24 protein-coding genes and 2 pseudogenes are annotated in these 26,995 nt (G+C 64.2%); 9 read left to right on the top strand and 17 right to left on the bottom strand.

Annotated features, from left to right (window positions below; translation table 11 throughout):
* Positions 1–5 precede the first annotated feature (5 nt).
* Genes ACQHI0_RS12540 through ACQHI0_RS12530 form a run of 3 tightly spaced genes read right to left on the bottom strand, consistent with a single transcriptional unit; the run spans position 6 to position 3,363 of the window.
* Positions 6–299: a hypothetical protein gene (locus tag ACQHI0_RS12540; RefSeq protein WP_427908108.1), complete on the bottom strand. Its 294-nt coding sequence runs from the start codon at positions 297–299 to the stop codon at positions 6–8.
* 58 nt (positions 300–357) lie between these two features.
* A complete protein-coding gene (locus ACQHI0_RS12535; protein WP_427908107.1) occupies positions 358–1,188 on the bottom strand; it encodes an enoyl-CoA hydratase-related protein in 831 nt (276 codons plus the stop codon).
* A 3-nt stretch (positions 1,189–1,191) separates the two neighbouring features.
* Positions 1,192–3,363: an acyl-CoA dehydrogenase gene (locus ACQHI0_RS12530; RefSeq protein ID WP_427908106.1), complete on the bottom strand. Its 2,172-nt coding sequence runs from the start codon at positions 3,361–3,363 to the stop codon at positions 1,192–1,194.
* A 282-nt stretch (positions 3,364–3,645) separates the two neighbouring features.
* Between ACQHI0_RS12530 and ACQHI0_RS12525 the strand changes: the two genes are divergently transcribed.
* Positions 3,646–4,446 (top strand): SDR family oxidoreductase, encoded by an 801-nt coding sequence (locus ACQHI0_RS12525; protein WP_427908105.1) that lies wholly within the window; start codon positions 3,646–3,648, stop codon positions 4,444–4,446.
* A 647-nt stretch (positions 4,447–5,093) separates the two neighbouring features.
* Here ACQHI0_RS12525 and ACQHI0_RS12520 read toward each other — a convergent pair.
* The 4 genes and pseudogenes from ACQHI0_RS12520 to prpD form a co-directional block, all read right to left on the bottom strand.
* Positions 5,094–5,240: pseudogene (locus ACQHI0_RS12520) on the bottom strand (biotin carboxylase N-terminal domain-containing protein); the annotation flags it as partial.
* Between the two features lie 76 nt (positions 5,241–5,316).
* Positions 5,317–6,441, bottom strand: coding sequence for a bifunctional 2-methylcitrate synthase/citrate synthase (locus tag ACQHI0_RS12515; protein ID WP_427909147.1), 1,125 nt, complete (start codon positions 6,439–6,441; stop codon positions 5,317–5,319).
* On the bottom strand, positions 6,441–7,355 hold the full coding sequence (gene prpB / locus ACQHI0_RS12510) for a methylisocitrate lyase (RefSeq protein ID WP_427908104.1): 915 nt from the start codon (positions 7,353–7,355) through the stop codon (positions 6,441–6,443). The genes ACQHI0_RS12515 and prpB overlap by 1 nt, the downstream gene beginning before the upstream one ends.
* Positions 7,355–8,857 carry a 2-methylcitrate dehydratase PrpD gene (gene prpD / locus ACQHI0_RS12505; protein WP_427908103.1) on the bottom strand — a complete coding sequence of 501 codons (1,503 nt, stop codon included), beginning with the start codon at positions 8,855–8,857 and terminating at the stop codon, positions 7,355–7,357. The genes prpB and prpD overlap by 1 nt, the downstream gene beginning before the upstream one ends.
* A 155-nt stretch (positions 8,858–9,012) precedes the next feature.
* Here prpD and ACQHI0_RS12500 point away from each other — a divergent pair, with 155 nt between their 5' ends.
* Positions 9,013–10,443 carry a short-chain fatty acyl-CoA regulator family protein gene (locus ACQHI0_RS12500; protein ID WP_427908102.1) on the top strand — a complete coding sequence of 477 codons (1,431 nt, stop codon included), beginning with the start codon at positions 9,013–9,015 and terminating at the stop codon, positions 10,441–10,443.
* A 522-nt stretch (positions 10,444–10,965) separates the two neighbouring features.
* Here ACQHI0_RS12500 and ACQHI0_RS12495 read toward each other — a convergent pair.
* The 4 genes from ACQHI0_RS12495 to ACQHI0_RS12480 form a co-directional block, all read right to left on the bottom strand.
* Positions 10,966–11,811 (bottom strand): enoyl-CoA hydratase, encoded by an 846-nt coding sequence (locus ACQHI0_RS12495; RefSeq protein ID WP_427908101.1) that lies wholly within the window; start codon positions 11,809–11,811, stop codon positions 10,966–10,968.
* A complete protein-coding gene (locus ACQHI0_RS12490; RefSeq protein ID WP_427908100.1) occupies positions 11,804–13,303 on the bottom strand; it encodes an AMP-binding protein in 1,500 nt (499 codons plus the stop codon). Before ACQHI0_RS12490 ends, ACQHI0_RS12495 begins: the two co-directional genes overlap by 8 nt.
* 130 nt (positions 13,304–13,433) lie before the next feature.
* Positions 13,434–14,585, bottom strand: a complete 1,152-nt coding sequence (locus ACQHI0_RS12485; protein ID WP_427908099.1) for a thiolase family protein — start codon at positions 14,583–14,585, stop codon at positions 13,434–13,436.
* Positions 14,586–14,706: 121 nt separating this feature from the next.
* Complete coding sequence (locus ACQHI0_RS12480; RefSeq protein ID WP_427908098.1) at positions 14,707–15,735, bottom strand: DUF3068 domain-containing protein; 1,029 nt, start codon at positions 15,733–15,735, stop codon at positions 14,707–14,709.
* Positions 15,736–16,356: 621 nt separating this feature from the next.
* Here ACQHI0_RS12480 and ACQHI0_RS12475 point away from each other — a divergent pair.
* The 5 genes from ACQHI0_RS12475 (at position 16,357) to ACQHI0_RS12455 (ending at position 20,584) form a co-directional block, all read left to right on the top strand.
* Entirely contained in the window at positions 16,357–17,046 is a 690-nt protein-coding gene (locus tag ACQHI0_RS12475) for an SMP-30/gluconolactonase/LRE family protein (protein ID WP_427908097.1), read from the top strand.
* Between the two features lie 240 nt (positions 17,047–17,286).
* Entirely contained in the window at positions 17,287–18,555 is a 1,269-nt protein-coding gene (locus ACQHI0_RS12470) for an alpha-hydroxy acid oxidase (RefSeq protein ID WP_427908096.1), read from the top strand.
* A gap of 23 nt (positions 18,556–18,578) precedes the next feature.
* Positions 18,579–19,457: a hypothetical protein gene (locus tag ACQHI0_RS12465; protein ID WP_427908095.1), complete on the top strand. Its 879-nt coding sequence runs from the start codon at positions 18,579–18,581 to the stop codon at positions 19,455–19,457.
* The gene (locus ACQHI0_RS12460; RefSeq protein ID WP_427908094.1) at positions 19,357–19,764 is read left to right on the top strand and encodes an NAD-binding protein; all 408 of its coding nucleotides are present in this window, start codon (positions 19,357–19,359) and stop codon (positions 19,762–19,764) included. The genes ACQHI0_RS12465 and ACQHI0_RS12460 overlap by 101 nt, the downstream gene beginning before the upstream one ends.
* 85 nt (positions 19,765–19,849) lie before the next feature.
* Positions 19,850–20,584 carry a GntR family transcriptional regulator gene (locus tag ACQHI0_RS12455; protein ID WP_427908093.1) on the top strand — a complete coding sequence of 245 codons (735 nt, stop codon included), beginning with the start codon at positions 19,850–19,852 and terminating at the stop codon, positions 20,582–20,584.
* A gap of 26 nt (positions 20,585–20,610) precedes the next feature.
* On the opposite strand, the gene ACQHI0_RS12450 is transcribed toward ACQHI0_RS12455, so the two are convergent.
* From ACQHI0_RS12450 to ACQHI0_RS12425, 6 genes and pseudogenes are all read right to left on the bottom strand, one after another.
* Positions 20,611–21,042, bottom strand: coding sequence for an MFS transporter (locus ACQHI0_RS12450; RefSeq protein WP_427909146.1), 432 nt, complete (start codon positions 21,040–21,042; stop codon positions 20,611–20,613).
* A complete protein-coding gene (locus tag ACQHI0_RS12445; RefSeq protein WP_427908092.1) occupies positions 20,967–21,140 on the bottom strand; it encodes a hypothetical protein in 174 nt (57 codons plus the stop codon). Before ACQHI0_RS12445 ends, ACQHI0_RS12450 begins: the two co-directional genes overlap by 76 nt.
* 61 nt (positions 21,141–21,201) lie before the next feature.
* Positions 21,202–21,477 carry a hypothetical protein gene (locus tag ACQHI0_RS12440; RefSeq protein ID WP_427908091.1) on the bottom strand — a complete coding sequence of 92 codons (276 nt, stop codon included), beginning with the start codon at positions 21,475–21,477 and terminating at the stop codon, positions 21,202–21,204.
* Positions 21,478–22,228: 751 nt separating this feature from the next.
* Positions 22,229–22,549 (bottom strand): annotated as a pseudogene (locus ACQHI0_RS12435) (LLM class flavin-dependent oxidoreductase); the annotation flags it as partial.
* Between the two features lie 114 nt (positions 22,550–22,663).
* Positions 22,664–23,527: an alpha/beta fold hydrolase gene (locus ACQHI0_RS12430; RefSeq protein ID WP_427908090.1), complete on the bottom strand. Its 864-nt coding sequence runs from the start codon at positions 23,525–23,527 to the stop codon at positions 22,664–22,666.
* 18 nt (positions 23,528–23,545) lie between these two features.
* A complete protein-coding gene (locus ACQHI0_RS12425) occupies positions 23,546–24,163 on the bottom strand; it encodes a TetR/AcrR family transcriptional regulator (RefSeq protein WP_427908089.1) in 618 nt (205 codons plus the stop codon).
* 61 nt (positions 24,164–24,224) lie between these two features.
* On the opposite strand from ACQHI0_RS12425, the gene ACQHI0_RS12420 reads away from it, so the two are divergent.
* Both ACQHI0_RS12420 and ACQHI0_RS12415 read left to right on the top strand, forming a co-directional pair.
* Positions 24,225–25,649, top strand: coding sequence for a M14 family zinc carboxypeptidase (locus ACQHI0_RS12420; protein WP_427908088.1), 1,425 nt, complete (start codon positions 24,225–24,227; stop codon positions 25,647–25,649).
* Entirely contained in the window at positions 25,636–26,955 is a 1,320-nt protein-coding gene (locus ACQHI0_RS12415) for a M20/M25/M40 family metallo-hydrolase (RefSeq protein ID WP_427908087.1), read from the top strand. Before ACQHI0_RS12420 ends, ACQHI0_RS12415 begins: the two co-directional genes overlap by 14 nt.
* Positions 26,956–26,995 lie beyond the last annotated feature (40 nt).

Genomic DNA, 26,995 nt, shown 5'->3' with positions numbered 1-26,995 from the left:
TCTTCTTAGACCCGGACGCCGTCGAACGGAATCTTGATGAACGCGGTGACCTTAGCTTTGCCGCTGATCGTGTCGCCGTCGACGGTGGCTGTGAACGCCAATGTCAACGGCATCGGCACGGTGATGCCGACCTTCCAGGTCGCGGTGTTTCCGTCGACGGCGTAGTCCCGCAATTCGGCCGTTCCTTCGTCGGAGGCCATGGTGCCCGACGGGTTGTCTCCACCGACCAGGTGCAATCGCGCGGGCCGGTTGCCCTGCTGTGCGCGAAGGGTGATATCCCAGGTTCCTTCGACTGACATTTTCTCTCCTTGGGGTTCCAGCCACGTTGTCGTGTGCTGGTTGTTCAGTGGCTCGCGGTCAGGTGAAGTCCGCGGCACGTTTTTGCAGGAACGCGGCGATTCCTTCGCCCGCTTCGTCGGTGTCAGCGGCGCGTCGCACCGCCAGGGCTTCCAGGCGCATGGCCGATTCGGCGTGTGCTGTCGCCTGGCCACGGATCAGGTGCTTGGTCTGTGCCATTGCTCGCCCCGGGCCGTTTGCCAGAGCTCCGACGATCGCATCGACGGCACCGTCGAGCTGCCCCTCCGGGACGACCTCCGCCACCAATCCATACCGGTGCGCCTGTTCGGCGGTGAGGATCGGATTGCGCAGCGCCAGATACAGGCTTCGATGCAGCCCCATGGTGGCGGGCAACAATGTGGTCCCGCCGTCGGGTGTGAGTCCGATCTTGTTGTACCCGAGGGTGAAGCGTGCCCGTTCGCTTGCGATCAGGATGTCGGCTGCGGCGGCTAATGGCATGCCCGCGCCTGCGGCTACTCCGTCGATCGCGGCAATAACGATGGCATCCGCCCGGGTGAGCTCGCTGACCAGACGATGCAGTACTTCTGCCAGCTCGTCGATGTAGTCACCGCGATCGGGAGCACGATGGAACTCGCCGATATCGCCACCGACACACCACGCCTGTTCGTCACCTTCGAGGACGAGGACTCTGGCACCGGACCGCAAGGCCCAGCGCACCGCCGCCAGCAGTTGAACGGTGCTGGCGACAGTCAGTGAGTTCCGCGCCGCGGGCCGGTTCATCCGGATACGAACACAACCCGAATACGCGGTCACGGTGAGCCCGATGAAATGCGGAGGCCCAGTCACGAGGTCCACTGCGTCGTGGGCGTCATCGTCGGCAGTGTTGGGCACCCGCTACACCCCACGCTCACGAGGCATACCGAGAGCGCGCTCGGCCAGCAGGTTGCGAAGGACCTCGGAGGTGCCCCCCGCGATGGTCGCCATGCGACATTGCAAGAACAAGGTGGTCGCATAGCGGGCTTCGTTGTCGGCGAAGGCCGCGTCCTCGGCGAGCAGCTCGAGCGCGAAATCGCCGACCTGATGAGCGTGCTCGGCTACGAGGAGTTTCGCGATACTTCCCTCGATTCCGGCGGGCTGCCCGAGCACCGCGCGGAAAGCCGAGCGTTGTGCCAGTGCTTTCGCGCCTTCGGCGGCGATGGCGATCTCACCGGCTTTACGCACCAGCTCTGGGCGGTCAGCCGCGACGGACGCGGCGCGGCGCATCAGCTCTTCCCATTCGGGTCCGTTGTTCCAGGTCGCCACACCGAGGCTGACACGCTCGAAACCCAGTGTCGCGCGGGCGACCACCCAACCGTTGTCGACGTCTCCGATCACGTTGTCATCGGGTACGAACACGTTGTCGAGGAACACCTCGTTGAATTCGGAGCTGCCGGTGATCTGGCGCAGCGGACGGATGGTCACTCCCTCTGATTTGAGGTCGATCACCATGCAGGTGATGCCTTTGTGTTTCGCGGCATCGGGATTCGTGCGCACCAGCGCCAACCCGATATCGGCGTGATGGGCATCGCTGGTCCAGACCTTCTGTCCACTGACGTTCCAGCCACCCTCGCAGCGCACAGCGTGGGTACGCAGGGCAGCCAGGTCGCTGCCGGCGCCCGGCTCGGAGAACAACTGGCACCAGCGGGTCTGGCCGAGCATCGTCGGATTCATCCAGCGCTGTTGCTGTTCGGCGGTGCCGAACGCCAGCACGGTGGGCAGAATGATCGGCAGCTCCCAGTGAGTTGCCCCGAGCGCGCTCGTCCGGTCGAGGTCGCGGGTCTCCTCCTCGATCACCAGCTGCTGAATGGGGTCGGCACCCAGACCGTAGGGTCGGGGCCAGTGCGGGTACAGGTACCCGCCATCCACGATGAGCTGATGGCGGTCGCTCTCGGGAGAGCTGAGAACTTTCTCTCGGAAGGCGGCCACCTCGGCCCGAAACGCCTCTGCCTCCGGTGGCAGCGACACTCGCGACTCCGGCCGCGCCAGCACGGTCTCTGCGCGGCCCGCCGCATAGACGATGTCATCGCTGGACCCGAGGATTGCGGCCCCGGCACCTGCCCGTCGCAGATAGAGGTGGATGTCGTGTTCCCAGGTGAAACCGATCCCGCCATGGATCTGCAGCGCCGTCTTCGCGCAGCGCAGCGCGGCCTGGCCGGCCAACCGGTAGGCGATGGCTGCGAGTACGGAGAAGTGCTCGCTGTCCGAGGAGTTCGCTGCACGCCAGGTGGCTGCGGTGCTCACCTCGGCTGCGAGCAGCATGTCGGCGCAGTGGTGTTTCACGGCCTGGAACGAACCGATGACACGACCGAATGCCTCACGCGTGGCGGCGTACTCGACAGCGATCGCCAGGCATGCCTGAGCCACACCCACTGCGTCGGCGGCAGCCAGCAGTGAGACAGTGGCCCGCAGGCGTTCGGCCGCGCCGGGGATGACGACGAGCACCTCGGACAGCGCGACATTGTGCAGGGCGAACTGGCTCGTGTCGCGGGAAGGATCGAATCCGGCCCGGATCCGCTCACTGACTCCGGCCACGGTCCGAGCGACGATCAACACGTCGTCGCCCGCGATCATGGCCAGATGCGTCGCCGACCGTCCACCTTCGACAGGCCCGAGATCGCCGCCTGTCACCGCGTCGGCAGTGGCTGTTATGGCGCGTGCCGCGATACCGATCCGTACGTCACCCTTGGTGATCCCCTCGAGCAGCAACCGGGAACTGTCGTCAGCGGGATCGAGCAGTGAGGAGACCGCGAGTGTGCCCATGAGTGGCAGCGGCGCACAGCTTCCACCGAGTGCTTCCATCAGGACGGCGGCTTCGGCCAGGGTTTGTCCGCTTCCGTCCAGCTCCTCGGGCACCAGCAGTGAGGGCCAGCCCATCGCAACGGACTGCGCCCACAGTGAATCGGTTTTCTGTTCGTTCTCGGTGCCTTCGAGCAGGAGGCGGGTCAGTCGAAGAACGTCATTCTTCTTGGCCCAGGCCCGGGCTGCCGCCGACATGCTCTCGTGGTCCGGGGTGATGGCAATCGCCATGGTGCTCCTCGCAGTGTGTTGGGAAGTGAGTGGCAGACATGCGCGGTGCGCAGGGGATGAAGCCACCTGGCGACAAAAGGACCGCGTCACGCCCAAGTCTATGTTCAGTGAACGATACTATGCTGCCCAACACATAGGCAAGGGCAGGTGAACGAGCCCTTCGGTGTCTTCCCCGGGAGACTGTGTTGATTGACATAGACTTGCCATCTTCGTACAGTTGTTCGCGTAAGGAAGCAATTTCGATGCAGCGCAGGCATTGCGCGGGGAAAGGACATCGGTCTGATGACTGAATGGGATGGCGCTACGGCCTTCATCACCGGCGGAGCGCAGGGCATCGGCCTGGGGATCGCACGGGCGTTGGCTCGCAAGGGCGTCAAGCTGGCGTTGGCCGATATCGACACCGAGGCGCTGGCGCGGGCCGAATCCGAGTTGAGTGCCACTACGGCCACTGCGGCATATGAGCTCGATGTGCGTGATCGCGACGCGTTCGCTGCGGTCGCGGACAAGGCTGAGAGCGAGCTCGGCCCGGTGACGCTGCTGTTCAACAACGCCGGCATTGCGCCGAGTGTGGCGATGGACACTGTTCGTTACGATCAGTGGGATCTCGCCATAGGGATCAACCTCAACGGTGTTTTCAACGGCATCAAGACTTTTGTGCCCCGAATGATGGAGCGAGGCCTGGCGGGCCACGTGGTCAACACGGCTTCTGGCGCCGGTCTCGTGGCGGGCCCGGGTTTTCTCTATACAACGTCGAAATTTGCCGTGGTAGGGCTGTCGGAATCACTGCGCACCGAACTTGCACCGCACAAGATCGAAGTCGCTGTACTGTGCCCAGGGCCGGTGAACACGCAGATCATCAACAATACGATCGGTCTCACCAACTCCCGCCGCGCGGCGCCGGAGGAGACGGTCGCGTTCCTCGAGTCCGGTGTCAGCATCGATTCCGTGGGAGAGATGGTGATCGCGGGAATGGAAGCCCGACAGCTGTGGATCCATACCGACGGGATGATGCGACCCTACGTCGAAATGCGGATGCAGGCATTGCTGGATTCCATTCCTGAGACGGAGTCCCCGCAGGACTGAACGGCCACGGCTCCGCACGTTTTGGTGGATGCGATCAGCGGGCTGTTCCGGCGAAATTCGCCGGAACAGCCCGCTTCTGTTTGCTGCGGGCGGCCGGGTCTGGGTGCAGACGACCGACTGTCGAAGAATCCGGCCGACGTGGTCCGGCGGCGATTCCACCCGCATCAGCAACTGACCTGCGGACACAGGTGACCCGGATAGGCAAATTCGGGTGGTGAGAGCGGCGTTGCCATTCCCTCTGCCCGGGATTCATGCGCTGCCTTCGGACTGATTGTCGGTGACCGCGAACAGTAGGTCACCGCTGTCGACCTGCTCGACCTCTTTTGATAGAGACTCCGCTGATCACGCCAGTTTTCTGCGCCCGTGCCCTGTCGGCACAATCCACCAGCACTGCCACAACTGTCCGTTGAGTAGGCGCTCGACGGTGCGATGCGTTCGTCGGGATCGGAGATGGCTTCGGGCCGCATGTGCAGCGTGACGCCCTTCTCGAGCGTGACGTTGTGTTCCTTGTCATGGCGCGGGTCGAATTAGAACTGGAGTGCCGACGGCCTCGCCCGCCGTACTTGTCACGGCGGGCGAGGAATTCGGTGGTCGAAAACGGGGAACAGTGATCTGTTGAGGGTGTCTCGGCGCTACCGCGAGGAGCCTTCCAGCCTATGAGCTCGCCTTTTGTCAGCGATGAACACGGCAACGGTGTTCGCGCCGAGTTGGTAGGCGGCACGGAACGCGCGGATGGCGATCTCACCGCGGATGGCGACCGGGACTTGGAGAACATGTCGGTCGACTTGTCGGATCGGGGCGCGAAGGCGCGCCGAAACGAGATCGGCGGCCTGCACGGTCGTGCGAGCCGCCGAAGGAGGTGTCGAGTGGTCAGTCCACGAACGCGCGTTGCGGCACGCCCACATATTCACTCAGTGGGCGGATCAACGCATTGGCCTCACCCTGCTCGATGATGTGCGCTGTCCAGCCGGTGATTCGGCTCATTACGAAGATCGGGGTGAACACCTCGATATCGAACCCGAGTAGGTAATAAGCGGGCCCGGTGGGAAAATCGAGATTGGGCCTGATGCCGGTTGCCTCGTCCATGGTGCGTTCGAGGGTCTCGTACATCTGCACCCATTTGGCGCCATCGGTCGCGGCCGCGATATCGAGAAACGCGTTCTTCATCGTCGGTACCCGAGAGTCGCCGTTCTTGTAGACCCGGTGCCCGAAGCCCATCACCTTTTCCTTGTTGGCGAGCTTGTTGCGCATCCACTGCTCGGCCAGCGAGGGATCAGCGATCTCGAGCATGTCGTGCATGACCGCCTCGTTCGCGCCACCGTGCAGCGAGCCCTTCAACGCGCCGATGGCGGCGGTGACGGCACTGTAGATATCGGACAGGGTCGAGGTGACCACCCTGGCCGCGAAAGTGGAGGCGTTGAAGCTGTGCTCGGCGTAGAGGATCAGCGAGATCTCGAACGCCTTCACCAGCTCCGGCGCGGGCACCTTCCCGAAACACATGTTCAGGAAATTTTCGGCGTAGCCGAGGTTCGAGTGCGGCTCGATCGGGTCGAGACCGTGCCGACGGCGGTGATCAGCGGCCACGATCGTGGGTAGCACCGCCAGCATCCGCATCGATTTGGCCAGGTTGGCCTTGGCGGAGTTGTCGTCCTCTTGCGGGTCCTCGGCACCGAGGTAGCTGATGGCGGTGCGTACCACGTCCATCGGGTGGCAATTCTCGGGAAGTTTGGCGATCAACGACAGCAGCGACCGATTGGCTCGGCGCGAGTCCCGCTCACGCTGGGAGAACAACGTGAGCTGGGAATTATCGGGGAGTTCACCGTGCCAGAGCAGGTAGGCGACCTCCTCGAAGCTGCAGTTCGCGGCCAAGTCCTGCACGGCGTAGCCGCGATAGGTCAACGAGTTCGTCTCCGGGACCACCTTGGAGATAGCGGTGGTGTCGACGACGACACCGGCGAGTCCCTTGTAGATGGCCGGAACGGCGAGGTCCGTCATCATTGGTCCCTTCTCAGAGCGAAATTGAAGATGTCGGAATCGAATTCGTTGTAGCGCTCGTACTGCAGCAGTTCGTAGAGGCGGCTGCGGTGCTGCATCCGGTCGAGCAGACCGGACTGGGTGCCCTGTTCGTAGATCTCGCGCAGACCGGCTTCGGCGGCGAACATCGCCAACCGCAGCGTCGAGACCGGGTAGATCACCGCGTTGTAGCCGATCTTCTCCAGCGTCGAGGCCGGGATCAGCTCGGACTTGCCGAACTCGGTCATGTTCACCAGCAGCGGGATGTCCACCGCGGCACGGAACTTCTCGAAATCTGCCGGGGTGCGCAGGGCTTCGGTGAAGATCAGATCCGCGCCCGCGTCGGCATAGGTCTTCGCCCGGTCGATCGCCGCATCGATGCCTTCGATGCCAGCGGCGTCGGTGCGGGCGCAGACGACGAAGTTAGGATCGCGCCGCGCCGCGACCGCCGCCCGCAGGCGCCGCACCATCTCCTCGACCGGGACCACGGCCTTGCCGTCGAGGTGCCCGCACCGCTTCGGGTTGACCTGGTCTTCGAAGTGGGCACCGGCGATCCCGGCGTCTTCGAGGAAGGTGACCGTGCGGGCCGCGCTCATCGGCTCGCCGAAGCCGGTGTCGGCGTCGATGAGGACCGGCAGGTCGGTGACCCGGGCGATCTGGCGGCCGCGCTCGGTGACCTCGCTCAGCGTGGTGAGGCCGATATCGGGCAGGGCCAGATCGGCGGACACCACCGCGCCCGAGACGTAGACGCCTTCGAAGCCGATCTCCTGGATCAGCTTGGCCACCAACGGATTGAACGCGCCAGGGATGCGCTGGATCCGGTCCGAAGCCAGGCCCGCCCGGAACGCGCTGCGCTTGTCGGTTACCGACGCCGACGATGCCAGCAGGCCGCTCATCAGAACAGCCCCTTCGGCAGCTTCGGCGCGCGGGCCAGGACCTCGTCGGAGACGGTGAAGTTCAGCTGGCCCAGCTCCTCTGCGATCAGCTCCGGCGTGCGCTGGGCGACATCGAGGAAACGATTCTGCTCCGCCTGGTCGATGACGCCCTCGGCCAGGGTGCGGAACTTCGCGATGTACTGCTCACGGGCGAACGGGCGAGCGCCGAGCGGGTGGGCGTCGGCGACAGCGAGCTCGTCGACGATCACTTCGCCGCTCTTCAAAGTGATTTCGGCGCGGGCGCCGAAAGCCTTCTCGTTCGGGTCGGTGGAGTGGTAGCGCCGGGTCCATTCCGGGTCCTCGGCGGTGGAGATCTTGTTCCACAGCTCGATGGTGTCGGGGCGCTGCGCGCGCTCGGGGGCGTAGGAACGCTCGTGGTGCCAGGTGCCGTCCTGCAGGGCGACCGCGAAGATGTACATGATCGAGTGATCGAGGGTCTCGCGCGAGGCCTGGGGATCGAACTTCTGCGGATCGTTCGAGCCGGTGCCGATCACGTAGTGCGTGTGGTGGCTGGTGTGCAGCACGACGGTCGCGATCTGGTCCAGATCACCGACCCGCTCGCGCAAGCGGAACGCCAGGTCGATCGGCGCCTGGCTCTGGTACTCGGCCGAGTGCTCCTTGGTGTAGGTGTCGAGGATGCCGCGCTTGGCCTCACCCGGTGCGGGCAGCGGCACCGAGTACTCCGCGTTCGGGCCACCGAGCAGCCAGGCGATGACGCCGTCTTCGCCCTCCCAGATCGGCGAGGGGGCTCCTTCACCGCGCATCGCGCGATCGACGGACTCGACGGCCATCTTCCCGGCGAAGGCCGGGGCGTAGGCCTTCCAGCTCGAGATCTCGCCCTTGCGCGATTGCCGGGTGGCGGTCGTGGTGTGCAGGGCCTGCCCGATCGCTTGGTAGATCGTCTCGGTGTCCAAGCCCAGCAGGGTGCCGATGCCTGCCGCGGCCGAGGGGCCGAGGTGGGCGACATGGTCGATCTTGTGCTCGTGCAGGCAGATCGCGCGCACCAGGTCCACCTGGATCTCGTAGCCGGTGGCCAGGCCGCGGATCAGGTCCGCGCCGCTGCGGCCGGTGTGCTGGGCGGCGGCCAGGATCGAGGGGATGTTGTCGCCCGGGTGCGAGTACTCCGCGGCCAGGAAGGTGTCGTGGAAATCGAGTTCGCGGACCGCGACGCCGTTGGCCCAGGCGGCCCATTCCGGCGAGAACCGGCCGGGCACACCGAACACGGCCGCGCCCGGCCCGTAGGCGTGGGCTAGTGCCTGCGCGCGAGCGTTGGCGACCGGCCGGCGGGTGATCGAGGCCGCGGCCACCGAGGCGTTGTCAATGATCCGGTTGACGATCATCTCCTCGGTCTCCGCGGCCACTGGCACCGCATCGGCGGCAACCTCGGCGATCCGCCACGCGAGGTGTTCTTCTCGCGGGAAGTCCTCGGCGGAGCGGTGCGTTCGGGCGAGATGGTGCTTCACAGCGGTTGGCCTCCAGGCGTCGAATATTCACCAGTACTTTCCGCACGTTACACAGATAGATGAGCAGACAAAATGGCTCACAGACGCCGAAATTTGTGGAAGCCATACTGCAAAGTTGTGAATATTGTAAAAAGTGTGAGTGCTAGATTTGAGTTATGCAGAAGATGTACGTGGGCGCAAGGCTGCGCACACTGCGCGACCAACACGGCCTGTCGCAGACCGCGATGGCGAAACTGCTCGAGCTATCGGTGAGCTATATCAACCAGCTGGAGAACGATCAGCGCCCGCTGACTGTGCCGGTACTGCTCAAGCTCAACGCCACTTTCGACTTGGACGTGAGATTCTTTGCGACTGATATCGATGCGCGGCTGCTTGCCGATCTACACGACGTGTTCGTCGAAGATCCCGACACAGCTGGCATCAGCAATGCCGAACTCGAGGACCTTATGGCGCGGGTGCCCGCCGCCGCGCACCTGCTGGTGAATCTGCACCGCAAGCTGCGCGGCGCGACACAGCAGATCGAGCAGATCTCCGCCGGCTTCGAGGGTTCGGTAGCAGGAGCAGCGGCGGTTACGCCCTATGAGGATGTGCGTGACTTCTTCTACGATCGCCGCAACCATATCCCCGAGCTCGACCTTGCCGCCGAATCCATGTTCACCGAGAACCGGCTCAGCATCGGTGGATTGGACCTGCAACTGACCCGGCTGCTGCGCGAGCGGTACGGCATCACCGTCACGATCCGCTCGGACGCACCGACGGATCCCGGCCCGAAGCGCGTCTTCGATCCCGGCGCACACCATGTCACGCTCGCGCGTAGACTCTCGGCCGGCCAGCGCGCTTTCCAGCTCGCCACCCAGCTGGCCTTCCTGACCTATAGCCACACCATCGAAGCCATCACCGCCACGGTGACCATGCCCGCCGAATCCCGTGACCTGTTACGGGTCGGCCTGGCCAACTATTTCGCCGGAGCGCTGATCCTGCCCTACACCCGGTTCCGCAATGCGGCCGAAGAGCTGCGCTACGACATCGAACTGTTGTCGTCGATGTTCGAAGTCGGTTTCGAGACTGTCTGTCACCGGTTATCCACGATGCAGCGAGTCGGTCAGCGTGGTGTGCCGTTCTTCTTCGTACGCACTGACCGGGCGGGCAACATCTCGAAACGTCAGTCCGCTACCGCTTTCCACTTCTCCCGGGCCGGCGGCAGTTGCCCGCTGTGGGTGGTCCACGACGCGTTCACCACACCAGGACGTATCCGCACACAGATCGCGCAGATGCCCGATGGTCGTAAGTATCTGTGGCTGGCCCGCACCACCGACGAGAGCACACCGGGGTTTCTGTCCGCCAAAAGGGATTTCGCGATCGGCCTCGGGTGCGATATCGCCTACGCCGAAAAGCTGGTGTATTCGCATGGACTGCCTTTGCGCGATGATGCCACCGCGGTCCCGATCGGTGCCGGGTGCAAGGTGTGCGAACGTCCCGAGTGCGCACAGCGGGCGTTCCCGCAGATCGGCCGCGCTATCCGCGTCGACGGCAACCGTGCTGCCAACATCCCGTACACACCCGCCGACCTTCCCCCCGCCGAGTGAAGTTTATCGCCCGCATCTACGACAAATGTCCGTGGCCACCGCTCAGACAGCAGTGGTCACGGACATTGCCCGTCCATATACGTGTAGCTAGGACGCGATCCGTGGGGGAGCGGAGCCTTCCCTCGCAGTACCTCAGATTTGTCAGCACTCACCGGCTACCTTGGCGAAGTTAATTGGCAGGTATCGCGACCACGGCCCATCGGACGTTCGGGCGGATCGCTGCGCAGCACCAACCGATTCCGGATGTCGGATCGGCATAGGAACCGACCAGTGACCTCAACTCGGCCGCACTGCCCCCACCGCGCGAGCCACGGTCGGGATCCCAGTACAGGTAACCAGGGCTCTACTGCTCGGTTTCACCGCGCAGACGACAGCGGCGCTGTTGAGCGCGGCCCGACGCGATCGGCATAAACCTCGGCGGGGTGGGGCTGCGCCTGAGACAGCCCCACCCGGCCGCCGCACCTGAGTGCGGGCAGACCTGCCGGGCCACCGACCGCGACACCGACAGGCAGTCTTTGGGTATCAGCCCTTGGAGAGCTGGCGGATGACCTCGATTCCCGAGGGGTCGACGGGGAATCCGTCGAAGACGACACGGGCGTTGGCGTGGCCGAGCTGGTGCAGGCCGAACGCGGCCTGCATCGCAGTGTATTGGCCCTGCGCTTCCAGCCCTTGATTGACCGATAGTTTGGCGAGTTTCAATCCCATTGCAGGCCGGGCTGCGATCTCCACGGCGATGGCGAGCGTGAAACTCTCGAGTTCGTCTCGGGCGACAACGTGATTGACCATGCCGAGCTTTTCGCACTCGGCTGCCGTGAGCGCATGGCCGCGAAACAGCATCTCCTTGGCCTTGCGCGGTCCCACTTCCCAAAGGTGGGTGTGGTATTCGTGGCCGTTGACGCCGAATGCGACTGTCGGGTCGGAGAATGTGGCGTCGGCAGAAGCGATGATCATGTCGCACGGCCATACCAGCATCAGTCCGCCGGCGATCACTTTGCCCTGAACCTGGGCGATAGTGGGCTTGGGCATGTTGCGCCAGCGCCAGCACATCCCCAAGTACATCTCCTCCTCATTGACCATGGGGCCGTGCTGGCCGGGCTGGCGGAATCCTCCGGTCATGGTTCGGGTCTCGAGCTCATCAGCGCATGCGACGCTGGTCAGGTCGTGGCCGGCGGAAAAGTGCGGACCGTCGGCAGCCAGGACGAGAACCTGCACGTCGTCGTCGAGGGCAGCCTTTTGGAAGGCTGTATCGAGCTCATGCAGCATCTGATAGTCCTGCGCGTTTCGCCGCTCCGCGCGTGCGAGGGTGATCCGTGCGACCCCCGGCGCCGGGATATCGTAGCGAATCCGCTCGAACTCGTTGTCAGGCATCGGCTTTCATCCTCTCAATGGCTTCTTCACGCATCTTGCTGCGCCTGACCTTGCCCGCGTCGTCGCGCAGCGGGCTGTCAATGAACTCCACCGAACGCGGAATCTTGTACCGGACGAGTTTGTCGGCCAGGAACTCGATCAGCTCCTCGGGCGTGGTGCCCACTTCGGCCTGCACCAGCGCGTGCACCCGTTGCCCGAGATCCTCGTCGGGCAGGCCTACCACCACCGTCGAGAGGATCTTCGGATGAGCGTCAAGGGCGTTTTCCACTTCTGCGGGATAGACGTTCGCGCCGCCGCTGACGATCATGTCCACCCGACGATCACTGATGTAGATGTAGCCGTCGGAATCCTTCCATCCCAGGTCTCCCAGCGACTCCCAGCCGTCGACGTCTTTGGACTCGGCACCGATGTAGCGGTAGGTCGGTGGCTGGCCTTCGGGCCGACGCATGAAGATCTCGCCGACGGTCTCCGGTGGAACTTCGGTGCCATCGGCGTCGAGAATTTTCATCTCGCCGATGACCGGCCGCCCGACCGAGCCCCGATGTTCGAGCCATTCGGTGCCAGTGATGATGGCAACCGCCTGCAGCTCCGTACCGCCGTAGAGTTCCAGGACCTTCTCCGGACCCACCCGGTCCAGCCACGCCTGCTTCAACCACTCGGGGCACTTGGAGGCCATGTGCCACAGAATCCTGATCGAGGACAGATCGTATTCGGCCCCGGACTCGAGCACCCGGTGCATCCGATGCAACATCGTAGGTACCAGCAGCATCCAGCTGACCCGGTGCTCTTCCACGAGCTGGAGCAGTCGTTCGGCATCGAAGCGCTTCATCACCACAACATGCTGTCCTAGCAGCAAGCCTCCGATCGAGCTCGTCACGGCGGAGTTGTGGTATAGCGGCGTGGCGACCAGCTGCACGTCCTGGGATCCGTATTGGAAGACCATTGCGTTGAGCGCGGGTGAGACCTCGGCTGTCGTGCCGGCGACAATGATCTTCGGACGACCGGTACTTCCCCCCGACGTCGGTGCTTTCCATGCCGGTGACACCACCTCGGGCAATGGCTCCTCGCTCAGCGAGTCATCGGGCTCGAAGTCGGCTGCGAGACAGGCGCGGCCAGGGTGATCGTCCGGATCGGCTCCGACGATGAGCTTTGCGTCGGCGAGGTCGACAATCGCTTGCCGTTCGGAAACCGGTAGCCGGTAGGAGATCGGCATCGGCACCGCGCCGACCTTCAGCACGGCCAGAAACGACACGTAGTAGTCGACGCCATTGGGCAGCGCGATCGCTACGTACTCGCCGAATCCCACCCCGAGTTCGGTGTATGCCCGCGCCATGCGATTGGACCGACGCTCCAGCTGGCTTCGGCTGATCGAGTCATCCTCGCAAGTTACCGCCACGAAGTCGGGCGCTTCCTCGGCCAGCCGACGCAAGATCCGTACGTACGGCTCGACAGGACTGTTTGCCAATACCTGCCCCAGATCGGCAGCGTCCATCTGATGACCTCCTTTGGTCTCGTTCGACACAGAGAATGCAAGAATGATAACTCTATGTCACCTAGCATAGGCTTTAAAAGGTGTGTTTGGTGTTTCGGTTGGGTCGGTGGTGCCTTGTTTGGGTGGCTGGTCAGGCGGATTCGAGCAGTGTGCCCGTTCCGATTCCTCCCGCGCAGCACATGACCGACAGCGCGGTGCCTCGGGTCGTGCGTAGTTGGTGGGCCAGGTCCACCAGTTGCCGGATACCCGAGGCGCCGAACGGGTGGCCCATTCCGATGGCGCCGCCGTTGACGTTGAGTCGCTCGATGTCGACGTTGTAGACGCTCTGCCACGCGCAGACCACCGCGGCGAAGGCTTCGTGTACTTCGACGAGGTCGATGTCGTCGATCGAGATCCGGTGCGTATCGAGCAGGCGATGGGTGGCCACGATCGGTCCTTCCAGCATCAGGTCAGGGTCCACGCCGACCGAGACCACTCGACGAATCCAGGCGATCGGTTCGAGTCCGTACTGCTCGACAGCTCGCTCGGAGGCCAGCAGTAGCGCTGCGGACCCGTCGGAGAACTGGCTGGCCGACCCGGCGGTGATGATCCCGTTCTTGTCGAAGGCGGGTGTGAGCGCGGCCATCTTCTCGTCGGTGGAGTCGGCGCGGATTCCTTCGTCGCGTTCGAGCAACGAGGTGCCGTCGATCTCGATTTCGACCGATTGGGGTTTGAGGCGCCCGGTGTTCCATGCTTGATCCGCTCGTAGGTGGCTGCGTAGCCCGACTGCGTCGGACTGCGCACGGGTCACGCCGTAGTGTTTGGCCACAGCTTCACCGGCGGTGCTCTGGTGTGGCATTTTGTATCGTGTGAGAAGCGATTGCGGGTATGGGTGACCGCCGTGGCTGCTCAGATCGGGTTTTACCCGGCCCAGTGATTCGACTCCGGCGGCCATGACGAGGTCGGCTTGTCCCGCCATGATCAGAGCCGCGCCCAGGTTGGCTGCCTGTTGGGAGGATCCGCATTGTGTGTCGATGGTGCTGGCGGGCACGGTGTAGGGCAGTCCGGCTGCCAGCCAGCCGTTGCGGCCGATGTTCATCGATTGGTCGCCGGCTTGGTAGACGCAGCCCACCAGGGCTTGGTCGATGCGTCCGGGGTCGTCGAGTCCTGATCTGAGGGCGGCGGCGTTGAGCGAGGCGCCGAGCAGATCCGCGGGGTGGATATTTGCGTATGCTTTGCCTGCACGGCCGATCGGGGTGCGGGCGCCGCTGACGATAGCTACGCGTGTAGTGCTGCCGGTCATGGGAAGAGTCTCCTCGGGTGCTGGGAACGATTGCGCTATTCGCGGTGGCTGCGGCCGACGAGCGGAGGCGGTAGTGATGGCCGGTGTGCGCCCCGGCGAAAGAAGCGACACCAGTGCGATGTCAGGAGGTGCTGCGTGGGCGCCGCGACCACAGCACTCCCGCGCCCGCCAGCGTCAGAATTCCGGTCATGCCCAGTCCGATCGGGATCCAGCGCTCGAGCAGATCCACTGTTCGGCGGCCGTCCTCGGCATCGGCGAGGAGGCTGTTCTCGGTTTCGGGTGTGAACTGGACTTGCATGTCGACCACTGTCATCACTTCGGGCGAGCCGCCGACGGGCGCGTAGTAGCGCTTTTGCTGCTCGGCGAACCGCACGATCGAGCCGGTGACCGGTTCTGCCCAGATATCACGAGTCGCTGTGTAGAACATCGACAGCTGCACCGCCGGTGCCTGCGCGGGCAGTCCAAGGGCGGCAGCCGGAACGGTGAGGCTGCCGGTCGCCGGATCGTGACCGGAGATATCGATCGGTGCGACGGAATTTCGGAAGTGCAGCAGCCGAACACCGTTGACCACGGTCTCGTCATCGATGAACTGGAGAACACCGTCGGTCTTCGTCGTCGTGTCGAAGTACTGATAGTCCTGCTTGTCCGCATCGAAGGGGAACTGGTACTGCAGCCCGCGCGGACCGCTCGCGCCATCGCCGGGGCACGCAGTCGACGCCACCGGGGTTGCAGTCGAGCGATCCAGCGCCACGCAGTCCTTCGACGTACTCAGGACCGCTCCCTCGCCTTGGCGATCGGTCCGTCTCACTGTGCCGGTGACCTGCAGGACGCTGATGGACTCGTCGTTGCCCGCGACGGCTCGCGACTCCGTTGTCACCTCCAGCGGCACGTCCTTCTCGACCGCCGCCTGACCGGTTGCTATCGAGGCCGGGTCCAGCAGCGAACCCGAACCTCGCGCCACCGTGACACTGTCGAATTCCGCGGGGAGCTTGATCAGCATGCCGACGATCACGGTGGGGATCAGGACCGCGGCGACCAGCGCGACAACGCCGGCTGCGGCGAGGCTGTAGACCAGCGCAAGCCCACGCCACGGGGCCGAAGAACTGTTGCCGCCGGCGTTGCTCGTGGCAGCGGCTTCTGTGGACGGCAATTCATTTCGAGTTCGACGAAACAGACTTCTCGTCATTGAGTAAACCTTCTCTGTGGATTTCTCGGCTCGCTCGACGCTGCGAGCCTGGGGTCGGTTCAACGCACCGGACAGGCATCTTCTGCTCGCCGATCACGACACCTCGAGCGGCACGCTCACGATCTCGCCGGCCCTGATTGCCGTCGTCCTTTCCTGGCGAGGCGCCGGCAGTCGGCAACTCGTTGTGATCAGAAGACGCGGCACGCGGGATATCGACTCTCGCGCATCTCTCCGGCGCTTTCACTGCTGCGCCCTCGATAGAACATCACGTCGACCAACTCTATGTCAACCAGCACATTGTAAGTTGCCTTGACCGGCCGGGCGCTCCCACTCGCGTTGCGACCTGAAGCGACGATAGCTGTTCGCTATCTATATGTTGTTTGACATAGAACATGCTGGGCTGTTGCAATTGGTTTGTTGGACACCGACGGCAAAGGAGCTATCGCGATGATCGGTACCGGGAAAGCCGACGAACCCTCATCGACGAACTGAGATTCACCGAGTCGCGGACGGAGCGAGGCTCCCCGAGCGTGACGGCGAGGTCGGTGTCGTCTGTGGGCCGACAACAACCCAGATGCTCTGCAATTGGTCCGCCCCGCCCACCTCTATCTCGTGCGTCCGGACGGCAGCATCGCCCAGGCCACCGACGAACCGGTGATGTTTCCCAACGGGATCACCTCCAACGACGACGGTGAGATCGTTGTGGCCGAATCGTTCGCGATGGCGCTGACGGCTTTCCGTCCCCGCGTCGACGGCACCTTCGCCTCCGCGCGCCCAGCGGCCGATCTCACCCTCATCTCACCGGACTTCTCTCCCGACGGGCTCTGCGCTGTCCCCGGTCAAGGCATCTGGGTCGCCGACCCCACCGGATGCCGTGCCGTGCTCGTGGGACCCGACGGAACCCCGCAGCGTGAGATCGCCACCGAACACAAATGCCTCGATATCGCAACCGTTGCTCCCGCGCCGAGTTATGCACGATGTTGTGCGGCAATTGTGTCGCAGCGGCGGAGTATGTCTAACGGCGGTGAAGCGCGGTGCGAGAGGAACGGCTGCAAGAACACCAGCTGGTCGTCGTGGCGGACCGGGCCGCGCCGTGCCCGCGCGGACCCCCGCGATGTCGGTGCCGCTCGTCATCGAGCTTGTGAGCATGCAGTTCAGCCACGCCGGACCGTTGCGCGGCCGTCGTATCGCTGCACTGCTGCGCCCGCACGGCATCGTCGAGGTCGTGGCCAGGTGCGGTCTCCAAAAACATACGCGGAGCTATTGATCGAATAGATTGTGACACAATCATTGTGCATAAGGGTGGTTGTGTGGTTCACTCGACAGGCGAGCCGCGGCGCCGGGTAGCGAGCGCGGACTCCGATCTCGACCTCGATGTAGACGTATCCAGATCGCTGTGGACCCACAGCGGTGCGCCCCGTGTGGCGACCAAGCGCTCTGGTTCGACCGCCGCCGCGTCGCCAGCCCGAAGGGCGATGCCGACGACAGCGGTCGGAACGACGAAGGAGCAAGTCAGTGACGACCCTCGACCCCCACGGCGACGCGCTACCGAGCGCGCCGCGCACACAGCGCCGACTCCCGCGTCCTTCGGAGATCCTGCCGCTGTTGAAGTTTCGCGCTCCAGAGCTGAACGCGCGCACGCGCCGCCTCGAGCGGGCCCACACGATCGAGGATCTGCGTCTGATCGCCCGGCGTCGGACCCCTCGTTCGGTGTTCGACTACGTCGACGGTGCGGCGGAGCAGGAGATCAGCATCGGCCGGTCTCGCGCCGCCTACAACGACGTGGAGTTCCAACCGCGGGTTCTGCGCGATGTGTCGAGCATCGACACCTCCGCCGAGGTACTCGGTATGCGCGCGGCCCTTCCGCTCGTGCTGGCGCCGACGGGCTTCACCCGGATGATGCACCATGAGGGCGAGATCGCCGTGGCCCGGGCCGCGGCCCGCGCCAACATCCCCTACGTGCTGTCCACGATGGGGACCACCGATCTCAACGATGTCCGCGCCTGCGCGCCGACCGCGCGCCAATGGTTTCAGCTCTACTTGTGGAAAGACCGCGAGGCGAGTGAGCTGCTCATCGAACGAGCAGCCAAGGCAGAGTACGAGGCGCTGGTCCTGACCGTCGACACACCGGTGGGCGGAGCGCGGATGCGCGACATCCGCAACGGGCTCACGATCCCGCCGGCGCTCACCCTGCGCACCCTGGCCGGCATGGCCGTGCGACCCTCGTGGTGGATGAACGTCCTCACCACGGCCCCGCTCGAGTTCGCCGCGATGAGCAGCTTCGACGGCACGGTCGAGGAACTGATCGGCCGGATGTTCGATCCGAGCGCCACGGCCGAGGATCTGCAGTGGCTGCGTGAGCGCTGGCCGCGCAAGTTGGTGATCAAGGGAATCCAGAGCGTCGAGGACGCCAGGATGGTCGCCGACCTCGGTGCCGACGCGGTGGTGGTGTCGAATCACGGTGGGCGACAGCTCGATCGGGCACCCACCCCGCTCGAACTGCTGCCCCGCGTGGTCGACGCGATCGGCGACCGATGCGAAGTGCTCGTCGATACCGGCGTGCGGACCGGTGCTGATCTGGTGGCCGCTCGTGCCCTCGGCGCGTCCGCGGCGATGGTCGGCCGACCCTATCTGTACGCGCTGATGGCGGCCGGCGAACAGGGGGTCGACCGCATGCTGGAGATCTTCGCCACCGAGTTCACGCGGACGATGCAACTGCTCGGTGTGGTCGAGGCCGATAGTCTCGGCACCGAGCACGTCTCGCTGAAACCGCGCGGGCAGTGACCAGGGTCGATAGGGAGTCGCCGGTGCTCATCGGCGACACACCCACGGCGCGTCGGGTCGCGGAATCGTTGGCGGCCGAGGGCACGTCGGTGATCCATCTGCTCGAACCGCTCGACGTCGACCTGCGCTCGACGCTGTCGGAGAAGACGGCGATGGTTGCGGTAATGGTCCACGACGACATCCGCGCCCTGCGGTTCGCGTTGGGCTGCGCGCACTTCGCGCCGAACGCGTCGATCCTCGTGACGATTTTCGACCGGACCATCGGCGACGAACTCCACCGGCTGCTCCCGCAGTGCGAGGTGACCTCGCCGGCCGATCTGGCGCTTCCGCACCTGGTCGACATCTGTGTCGGTGACGCTCGCGGCCGACGGCGTTCCCTGTCGACGGCGGCCTCGACCGTGGCGACACACCTCACCGGATTCCTGCGGACCACCGATGTCGGTGCGCGCACCATGGTGTACGGAATGGCTGGGCTCGGTGCTGTCGTGGCACTGGATCTGTGTCTGATGGTGCTCGGTGAGCAGCGCCATCCCGCGCGGGCGTTCTACGACGCGGTGCGGGTGGTGACCACGGTCGGCCCGGCCGAGGTGCCGCATCTGCCCGTTACCCTTGTCCTGTCGCCGATCCTGATGCTGATCACCGTCGTCTTCACGGCCATGTTCACCGCAGGTGTAGTCGACCGGTCGATCGGGCCGCGTCTGTTGGGACTGGTCGGGCCACGGTCGCTACCTCGTCGCGACCACGTCGTGGTGGTCGGGCTGGGGCAGGTCGGCGCCCGGCTGTGCATCGAGTTGCACTCGAATGAATGTGCCGGTCCTCGCGGTGGAGCGCGATCCGGCGGCGCCCGGCCTGCGGGTCATCGACGACCTGCGGATCCCCACCATCGTCGGGCACGGAATTGACCGGGCACTCCTGGACAAGGCTCGGGTCGACAAGGCTACCGCGATCGCGGCCGTCGGCTCCGTCGAGCGCGACAATCTCGCCGTCGCGGTGGCAACGCACGGCGTCGCGGCGGCGACGCGCATCATCATCCGCGCCGGTGATCAGGACAGCGGCGGCGCCGAGATCAAGGCCCTGCTTCCGCTCGGGTCCGTCTGCGATGTCACGGCGCTCGCGGTTGACTACATCGTCGACCGCGTCCGCCGAGGTTCGTCGGAGGAGTCCGTCCCGGACGAGATCGAGTTCGCGGTCGCCCCTGGGCTCAGCTGACCCGGGGCGAGTTGTCGTCGGACATTCCGTTGTCGACTATGATCAACAACAGTTGACTTCACGATGCGGCAGATTGCGTAACAACATGTCCAGTGGCGGTAAGGCCAGCAGCACGCCCGCGAGTATCGCGCAGGCGCTCCGCAACGACCTTCTCGAAGGTGCGCTCGCGCCCGGGGCCCGGCTGACGGAAGAGGCGCTCAGCGCCCGCTTCGGGTGCGGGCGCCATTCCGTGCGATCCGGCCTGCAGATCCTCGTCTCGGAAGGACTGCTCGAGCACCAGCGCAACCGGGGAATCGTCGTCCCCGAGGTGACCGAGGACCGGATCGATGACATGTGCTCGTATCGATCGATCCTGGAACTGGGCGCGCTGCGCCTCGCACTCAGCAAGGGCACGGACTTCACCGGCGTGTCCGACGCGGTCGAGGAACTCGAATCGTTGACCGAGGGCACCCCGTGGCGCCACGTGATCGAAGCGCACAGCGCGGTGCACCGGAGAATCGCCGAGGCCAGCGGCAATGTACGGCTGGTCACCTCTCATCACGCCTGCGAGAACGAACTGAACTACATGCTCGCGACCATCAAGGCGGACTTCTCGGCCCAAAGGCTGGCGATCATGCACCGGTACCTCCTGGATCAGCTCTACATTGGCGGCGATGTCGCCCTGCGGGCGCTCGAGGACGATCTGGAGCTCGGTGGCCGCGCTGCCATGCATCTTGCCTTGCGCAGGCAGCGCGGCCTCGGTGTTTCGACGACGGCGAATCTAATCTCGCACGGTCAGCGAAACGCCGCGCGTGTCCTTCATGGCGAGCACGCTGAATAGCGAGATCGCCACCAGGGCGACCAGCATCACGCCGAGTAGGCCAAACCGGCGCCGCTGTAGCGGAGGTGCGACTTGAACAGTTCCGGCAGATAGGCGGCCATCGGTCCGTAGGAGATGCCGAGCAGTGCGAATGTGATTGCCAGGACCGCAGTGAAGACCCCCACGTGTCCGGTGCCGATCAGCGGAAAGATCAGCGGAGCCCACGCGAGCGAGAGCACGAAGCCGGACAGCACAACGGCGCGCCGTCCGAATCGGTCCGAGTAGATCGCGGACAGCACCGTGGTGATCGCCATCATCAGGCCACCGGCCGCGCCCGCCAGCAGCACCGCTGTGCGCGAGAAGCCCAGTTGCGCAGTGGCATAGCTCATCATGTGGGTGGCCGTCATGAGGAAGAAAGCGAATACCGCCACCATCGCTCCGGTGCCGAGCGCGATTTCACGAGATTGTTCGCGGCACAGGTCGCGCAGTGGCGCCCGGCGGGCTTGGTTGCTTGCGGCGCGGCTTTGAACACCGGCGTCTCGTCGATGTTCAAACGCATGTACAGACCGATGGCCACGAGTGCACCTCTGAGCAGGAACGGCACTCGTCAGCCCCAGTCTAGGAACGCCGAACTCGTGTCACCGAGGGTGATGCTGGTGATGAGGAAGGTTAGGCAGCTGCGCGTGAAGGCGGTCGACGGACCGAGTTAGGTTGCCATGCCGAACTTTCCGCGTTCGGTTCGGCGCGTATTCGGCGCTGAGCAGCGCGGCACCGGCCCACTCGCGGTCGACCGCGAAGCCCTGGAGAATGCGCAGCAGCATGAGCAGGACAGGAGCGAGCCAGCCGATGGCCGCCGCGTTCGGCAGCAGACCGACTGCCACAGTCGCCAATCCCAAGGTGAGCAGGGTCGACACCAGTCTTCTTGCGGCCGAGCCGGTCGCCGAAATGTCCGAAGACGACTGCGCCCAGCGGACGCGCGACGAAGGCGACACCGAAAGTAACGCTGGGAGGTCTCGAGCAGTCTCTCGACGAGCCCTGGCAAGACGCCGGCACACGATTCGGCGCCTCCGGGCAGCAAGGGTATGGTCCGGCCGGAACGGCCGTGGATCTGAACGTCGCCGGTCAGCATCGAGGGTCCTCTGTGTGGTTCAGGCGAAGCGAATGCTGGACCGCTCCACGCCGTAAGCCGTACCCCGTCGAAAATCATAGCGGCATCAGCGGGCGTGGGAGATTGTGTAACAATCTAGCGCGTGTCGATGAACGGTGCCGTTGAACGCCCGGCGGGGAGGAACCCGATGTCCGCGTCGAACGAACTCCCGCGGTCGTCGGCACGCTGAACTATCGCCTTGGAGACAGATCGGACCGAACCGGGTGGCGTCGCGAACGCCGTCCCAGGCTATCGCCGGTAGCGGAGCGGAGAATCGCGCGGGCCCCGACCGGCGGCGCGGCATACGGAATCGCCGCCGCGCCCGATCACCGTTGCCTCCAGCGCGCCCCACCGCGACTACCGTTGACCGACCTCACCTCGCCGGACGCCGTCGGCGCCGAGGCGATACCGACAAGCGATGCGCGGGGCCTGGTCGAGCTTCGCCCGCGACCACGTGCCGACAGTTCCAGGGCGGGCGTGGCCGTCCTGCGACGACAAGGACCGGAGCATGCTGGTCAGAGGTCCGCGACGAAACTGAACCGGCCCCCGCTGAGGTTGTCGAGCACCGCGATGTCCTCGGCCGGTCGGACCGGATCGTAGAGAGGAACCAGCAAGACGGTCACATTGATGAGGACTCGGCGCGTAGACTCCGCAACGGCGGCCGCCAGCACGAGCGGTGACGGCAACCATCCGTTGCGCGCCAGATGTTGTTCCTCGCACGAGACGGCGGTGAAGCCGTTCTGGTCGGCGTAGGCTGCCGTCTTCAATGCTGCTCGGTAGCGCGGGTAGTGTGCCGACACAGCCCACAGTCGATCGTGTTCCCTGTCTAGTGTTTCTATTCGAACGGGCCTGAGCCACCTCCGGCCAGCCATCGCACCGGCGAAACCGACAGCGCATCTGTCAGCGCCGATTCTCCCTGTTCATCAGCACCGGGTCTCCCAGGGGTGACTTGATCAGTCGTCTCTACCCGAACTGCTCGCGACGAGTGCAGCATAGAACTGGGACATCTTTTCCGGTCCGGGCGCATGGCCCACTCCGGTCCAATTGATGAATCGGTGGTGGCGAATTTTATCAGCGAGTCGCCGTGCTGCGGATATCGGAACGTTCCGATCCTGGTCGCCGTGTGCCCATACGACTGGAGACGAAACATCTGACAGTTCGAATCCCCACTTGTCACCGAAAATAGCGCAGTAGTCATCGAACATGCCCTGGATGCCGGGGGCGAGTGCATCGTCGATAGCTCGCTGACGAGTCGCAATGTGCTGGGACCACTGCTCTCGATCGCTCGGCGGCATGTCCGCCACGATGGCGGACATGCCGCCCTCCAGGAGGGACGTTCGTACCTGAACCAGGAGATCGCGCAGGTCGTCGGGTTTATCTATCCGGCTCATGATGGACTGATTCAGCGCTGACTGATCGGTGATCTCGTCCGGCACCAGGGGGGCCGCACCCACGAACACGCCCACCGCGCGGACCCGGTCCGGAGCGGCAGCCGCCAGAGCAAGCGCATGTGGTCCGCCACCGGACCCGCCGACGGCGAGGACTTGTTCAAACCCACATGCATCCAGGATGGCCAAAACATCTTTCGCCGAGTCGTGGACAGAGCGTCCCGGGAGAGGGTCAGTCTGGCCGTAGCCGGCGCGGTCCGGCGCGATCACCCGTAGTTGCTGACTTAGGAAGTCATCTTGGTGAGTGACCGCTAGCCGGCCCCCGGGAGTGCCATGGAAAAACACCACCGGTGTGCCGTTGGGAGCGCCGTACTCGGCCCAAGCCAATCTGCGCCCACATTCGTCCTTGCAGGTATGTAGTTCGCCCACGTCCAATATCCTTCTGCACTAAGTTCGGGGAATCCCGGTAAATAGTTTCATTCCAAGCCGCAAATCGGCTGCCGTGTCGATTGTTTCGTCAAGCGCTGTGTGCAGGACCAACCCGTTCATCATCGCCAGTAATAACCTGCTCATGCTCGAGATCTCAGTCGTGGTTGCGTCGACTCCGATTCGGGTCAACCAGCTTGCGATGTCGTCGCAGACCCTGTCGACCGCCGCTAGTTGACGGGCGGCAAGCGCGGGTTTACGTGCTGCCAGCAATGCGAATTCTGCAGTGACCAGAAACCAATCGCGCCGTTCATGCATTGCCTGTGAAAGCCATTCGCCGATCCCGTCTGCTTCTGGCTGCCCGTCGGCTGTTCGGCCGGGATCGGGCTCCATCCACTGCGAGACCAGCGAGGTGGTGGTGCGCTCGATCAGCGTCAGAAAGAGACCTTCTTTCCCGTCGAAATGGGCGTAGATCGCGCCCTTGGTGAAACCTGCCCGGTCGGCGACCTCGTCCAACGACGTACCGGCGTACCCCAGGGTGCAGAACAGGTCGTATGCAGCATTCAGCAAGGACTCCCTGGTCTCACGCCGCCGGCGGTCCCGACTGTTCTCGCGGGGTTGACGACCGTTCGCATCCATGTAATCTAGGTAACACTCATACTGACGGTACGTCAAATACCAAAAGTCTCTAAGGACCGCGATGACTCCCTGGGAACCACTGCTCACCGACCCCATCGACGCTGGACTGCTTACGCTGAGCGAGGCTCAGCAGCGCGTTCTCCGCGCTGCATCGCAACTGGAGGCCGAGCGGACAGTTGTCGGTCATTCACGAGAAGGCCGGCCCATCGAGCTGATCCGGATAGGCACCGGCGAGCATCGTTCGTTCTGGTATGGCGGACCGCACTCCAACGAGCCGGTGGGTGTTGCGACCGTCGTCGAGCTCGTTGAACGCCTCGCTACCCATCCTGAAACCGTTCGCGGCGATATCGGATTCGATCTCATCCTGTGTGTCGACCCGGACTCCTATGTGCGGAATGAGAATTGGTTCGCCGGGACAGTCGATATGGCGGCCTATTACCGGGACTTCTACCGGCAACCGCTATCGGAGATGCCGGACTGGGATTTCCCGATCGACTACCTGTCCACATCCGGCTCGCTGAAACGAAACTCGACTCTCCCTGAGAACAAGGCGCTGACCACTGCCCTCGAGATCAGCCGCCCGTACCTCGTGTACGCATTGCACAACGCCGAGGTCGGAGGCCTGCACTACATCGTAAAAGGAGCGGACCAGGACCTAATCGACCGGTTGTCGGCACTCTCCGAACGTTTCGGGTTGCCGATCGAAGAAGCGTGTGTCGATGACCCGTCAATTCAGCCGCTTGCCCGTGGTGTCTTTCCGATGCCTTCCCTAGCAGGGACGTTCGAGGCGCTACTGAATCTCGGACACGAGAACCCCTCGAGCTTGCTGCCGTTCGGCGCGTCCGCCGCCGAATGGTGCCAGCGCTACGGCGCCGTGTCGGTGGTCCCCGAGATCCCGTTCTGGTCGGTGGCAACAGACCTCACCGCAGACGATCCCACTGTTGCAGACCTCGCACGCCGAACGGCTCATCAGCTTTCGGCATTCGGAGCATGGCTGGCAGACACGGTCGAAGTGAACAGTGTGTACCTTCCGAAGGATAATCCCTGGGTACGTTCGGTTCTGGACTCGGTCGGCATGTTCCGACGGATACCCGCCGCTCTTGTCGCGTGGGCCGACACAGGTAGTGCGGTGGAGGCCATGGGCCCGGATGCGGTTGCTCGCTATTCGGTGATGCTCGGACTTTGCCTGCCTCAGCGCACCCGAGGGATGCTTGTTACGGCACTGGAGAGCGGCGGCGCACCAGCCGAGATCGTCGGTCTCGCTTCAGAGGAGTTCGAGTCGGGGCTGGCCGCGCTCAACTCGATACCCTTCACAGCCCACTCGGTTTCAACCCTGGTCGAAGTCCAACTGACGACGGGACTCGAATCGACCGCTTGGGCGAATTGCGCACGAGGGCCGAGGCGACCGGGAGGGATCGCTACAGCTGCCAATGCAGCCCGGTCCGCCGTCGAGTACGGGGTAGGAGTGGGTCATGACGATATGTGACAAAGACCGCCTGATCGCAGATCTCCAGAAGTTGGTCGCAGTACCATCGATCAGCGCCGATCCTAGTCGAGAGCAGGATGTGCACCGCTCCGCTCGAATCATATCGGACTCGTTTCGATCTATCGGTGTCGCCACCCAGGTGGTGTGTATGGAGGGTGGACTTCCGGCTGTCATCGGGCGGATAGATGGTCCGGAGAACGCGCCCGTTGTGCTGCTGTACGCGCACCATGATGTCCAACCGGTCGGTGATGAAAGCGTCTGGCAGTCCGACCCGTTCGTCGTCACGTGTCGAGGTGGCCGGCTGTATGGTCGGGGTACTGCCGACGACAAGGGCGCAATTGCCGTGCATCTGGAGGCCTTGCGACAGTTGGGTCACGACTTGCCGGTCTCCGTTGTGGTGTTGATCGAAGGCGAGGAGGAGATCGGCTCTCCGACCCTCGAAGCGCTGCTGGCCGAACATGCGCATGCCGTTCGCGCGGATTACGTGCTTGCTCTCGATTCGGTCAATGCCGACGTACGAGTACCCTCGATCACGACCTCGTTGAGAGGTCTGCTGAACGTCCTCATCACTGTCCGCACAGCCTCCCATCCTGTGCACTCCGGCGTCTTCGGTGGCGCAGTTCCTGATTCACTGACAGCCCTGGTTCGCCTGCTGTCGACGATGACCGATGAGAAGGGCCAGGTCTCTGTCAAGGGGATACAGCCGGGCACGCGTACCGCAGCTGATAGTCCCCTTCTCGACGGAATCAGCGGGCAGGCCGGCTTGCTCGCAGGCGTGGACCTCATCGGAGACGGACCGATCGCGCAGCGTGTCTGGAACGCGCCGGCGCTGTCGGTCACGGGAATCGACGCACCGGATGCCGTCGGTGCGGCCAACGTCCTGCTTCCATCCGCTCGGGCTGCAGTCTCTATTCGGCTTTCGCCCGAACAGGATCCGGCCAGCGCTCTGCAAGCGGTCGAGGACCATCTCCGCGAGCACGCTCCTTGGGGTGTGGCAGTCGAGATAGAGCCGTGCGCGGTGGGCGCAGGCTGGCGCGCAGACCAGAATTCACCTGCCTTCGACCTCGTTCGCCATATTCTCACCGACGCGTTCGGTACGTCCGCGGTCGGTCTCGGAGTGGGAGGAGGTATTCCCTTCATCGCCAGTCTCTCAGCGGCGATGCCCTCTGCGGAGGTACTTGTCACTGCTATTCAGGACCCTTACTCACAGGCACACGCGCCCGACGAATCCGTGGCACTGTCTTCACTTGTCTCGGCTGCCACAGCGGAGATCGAAATTCTCCGACGGCTCGGCACACAAGCCTGACTCTGTTCAGGATCACACGTCTTCTCCAGGAGCTATTCAA

Source organism: Nocardia sp. FBN12 (genome assembly GCF_050320175.1).
GTDB lineage: Bacteria > Actinomycetota > Actinomycetes > Mycobacteriales > Mycobacteriaceae > Nocardia.
The sequence above is the reverse complement of the archived record's forward strand: the minus strand, read 5'-3'. Positions and strand labels throughout refer to the sequence as shown.